At 47.0% G+C, this 2,709-nt stretch carries 2 protein-coding genes; both read left to right on the forward strand.

Features of this window, described 5'->3' with window-relative positions; genetic code table 11:
• Nucleotides 1-178 precede the first annotated feature (178 nt).
• Nucleotides 179-2,188 (forward strand): transketolase, encoded by a 2,010-nt coding sequence (gene tkt / locus G470_RS0111435; RefSeq protein ID WP_028274907.1) that lies wholly within the window; start codon nucleotides 179-181, stop codon nucleotides 2,186-2,188.
• A 127-nt stretch (nucleotides 2,189-2,315) separates the two neighbouring features.
• Nucleotides 2,316-2,549 carry a YneF family protein gene (locus G470_RS0111440; protein ID WP_028274908.1) on the forward strand — a complete coding sequence of 78 codons (234 nt, stop codon included), beginning with the start codon at nucleotides 2,316-2,318 and terminating at the stop codon, nucleotides 2,547-2,549.
• Nucleotides 2,550-2,709 lie beyond the last annotated feature (160 nt).

Genomic DNA, 2,709 nt, shown 5'->3' on the forward strand with positions numbered 1-2,709 from the left:
TTTCATTTAGTTAAATGAATAGAAACAAATAACCGCATTTATATTAAGGGTCATTTAGAATAAAGGTTACCGAGGAAAACTTGACGCATACATAATATTTGTAAGCGTTGAAATAACATTTTGAAACAAGTACAATAAAAGATGTGTAAGAAGGACAATTTATTGTAGTAGCGAGAGGATGATTGGATTGTTTGATAAGATAGACCAAATGGCGGTGAACACCATCCGTACATTAAGTATTGATGGGATTCAAAAAGCAAACTCCGGCCACCCAGGATTGCCGATGGGAGCTGCTCCTATGGCGTATGTGCTATGGAAAAATCATTTGACAGTAAACCCGAAAAACCCGAAATGGTTTGACCGGGACCGGTTTGTATTGTCAGCGGGACACGGTTCCATGCTGCTGTACAGCCTGCTGCACCTGTCAGGGCACGACGTAACATTGGACGATTTGAAATCGTTCCGTCAGTATGAAAGCCGCACGCCTGGCCACCCGGAAGTTCATTACACACCGGGGGTGGAAGCCACTACAGGACCGCTGGGACAAGGGATTGCCAATGCGGTGGGAATGGCCATGGCTGAAGCTCATTTGGCAGCAACATACAACAAAGAAGACCACAAGCCGGTCGACCACTTTACGTACGTATTGTGCGGCGATGGCGATTTGATGGAAGGGGTCTCTGCGGAAGCCGTCAGTTTGGCTGGACATTTGAAACTCGGCAAACTGATCATGTTGTACGACTCCAATGACATTTCATTGGACGGACCAACTTCTAAAGCCTTCACGGAAAATGTCGGCGCTCGTTTTGAAGCTTACGGTTGGCAGCACATCTTAGTGAAAGACGGCAACGACTTGGATGCCATCAACAATGCCATTGAAGAAGCCAAACTCGAAACAGACAAACCGACATTGATCGAAGTCAAAACCGTTATCGGTTTCGGTGCGCCGAATGCCGGAAGCCATACCGTTCACGGCGCTCCACTAGGAAAAGAAGGGGTGGAAGCCGCGAAGAAAGCATACGGATGGGAAGGCGAAAACTTCTTTGTCCCTGAAGAAGTGGCGCAACGCTTCAAAGAAGCCGTTATTGACAGAGGCGCGAAAGCGGAAGCGGACTGGAATGACTTGGTGAACAATTATAAAGCCGCTTATCCTGAATTAGGCGAGCAATTTGGAACAGCACTTACCGGAGAGCTGCCTGCCGGGTGGAACAGTCAGTTGCCGGTCTACAAAGAAAGCGACAAAGCAGCTGCCACACGCAGCACCAGCGGGGAAGTCCTGAACGCTGCTGCCAAAGCGATTCCGAACTTGTGGGGCGGAGCAGCCGACTTGTCCAGTTCCAACAAAACCATGATTGACGGCGAAAAAGATTTCCAACCTGGTCAATACGAAGGCCGCAACATCTGGTATGGTGTACGTGAATTCGCAATGGCCGCAGCCATGAACGGGATTCTTTTGCACGGCGGAACAAAAACATACGCCGCAACGTTCTTTGTCTTCACGGATTACTTGCGTCCAGCTGTACGCTTGGCTGCCTTGTCCCGTATCCCTGCCATCTATGTCATGACACATGACTCCATTGCGGTGGGAGAAGACGGACCGACTCATGAGCCTGTAGAGCACTTGTCGAGCTTCCGTGGCATGCCGAATTTGACAGTTCTTCGCCCGGCGGACGGAAACGAAGTGGCGGCAGCATGGGAAATTGCGTTGACCTCCACCGATCGTCCAACGATGCTGGTATTGACTCGTCAGAATTTGCCAGTCTTGCCGAACACCGAAACACTGGCTCATGACCATGTCAAAAAAGGAGCCTATGTGGTGTCTCCACAACAAGGCGAGAAACCAGAAGGCATCTTGATTGCCACTGGTTCCGAAGTGTCCTTGGCAGTTGAAGCCCAAAAACAACTCCGTGATCAAGGGCATGATGTATCGGTTGTTTCTATGCCGAGCACCGACCTGTTCAACCAACAAGACGATGCGTACAAAGAAAGTGTCTTGCCGAAAGAAGTCACTAAGCGCTTGTCCATCGAAATGGGTGCGACTTTCGGATGGGAACGTTACGTTGGCCTTGAAGGCAAGAGTCTGGGAATCGACAAATTCGGTGCAAGTGGAAAAGGAGAAGTCATCGTAGAAGAATATGGCTTCACTCCAGAAAACGTCGTAGCTACTTATTTGTCCATTCAAGACTGATCGAATGTAGATACCGAGTAGGATACGACCTGTGGCTGTTTTAAGGACAGCCGCAGGTTTTTCCTATTTCTTTTTTTTGAATCTTTTAGTACAATATTTCATTGTAGAGAGGAAAGGAGTGGATCGGATGAATACTGGATTAGCTGTACTTTTGATTATTTTAGCGCTCATCGGAGGACTGGTCGGCGGATTTTTCATCGCACGTAAATACATGATGGATTATTTCGAAAAAAATCCTCCAATTGACGAAGATACATTGCGCATGTTAATGATTCAAATGGGGCAAAAACCGTCAGAACGGAAAATCAATCAAATGATGAGTTCCATGAAGGCGCGTCAAAAGAAAAAAGAAAAGAAATAAGCTAGCAGATTGATGCACGCTTATCATTTTTCACGCGGGCAGGAACAATCTGCCCGTTTTTTTAATAACTTGAATTGTAAAATTAAGCTAGAAAAATAGAAAACCATTTGTGATACACTCTCACTAAGTTCCAACCACGAAAATTAGAGGAGTGACCACA

Origin of the sequence: Atopococcus tabaci DSM 17538, from assembly GCF_000429585.1 — a bacterium.
In the GTDB taxonomy this organism is placed as follows: domain Bacteria; phylum Bacillota; class Bacilli; order Lactobacillales; family Carnobacteriaceae_A; genus Atopococcus; species Atopococcus tabaci.

Excerpts from the sequence above, each read along its gene's own strand:
- tkt (WP_028274907.1), top strand. The coding sequence starts at position 179 with ATGATTGGATTGTTTGATAAGATAGACCAAATGGCGGTGAACACCATC.
- G470_RS0111440 (WP_028274908.1), top strand. The coding sequence starts at position 2,316 with ATGAATACTGGATTAGCTGTACTTTTGATTATTTTAGCGCTCATCGGA.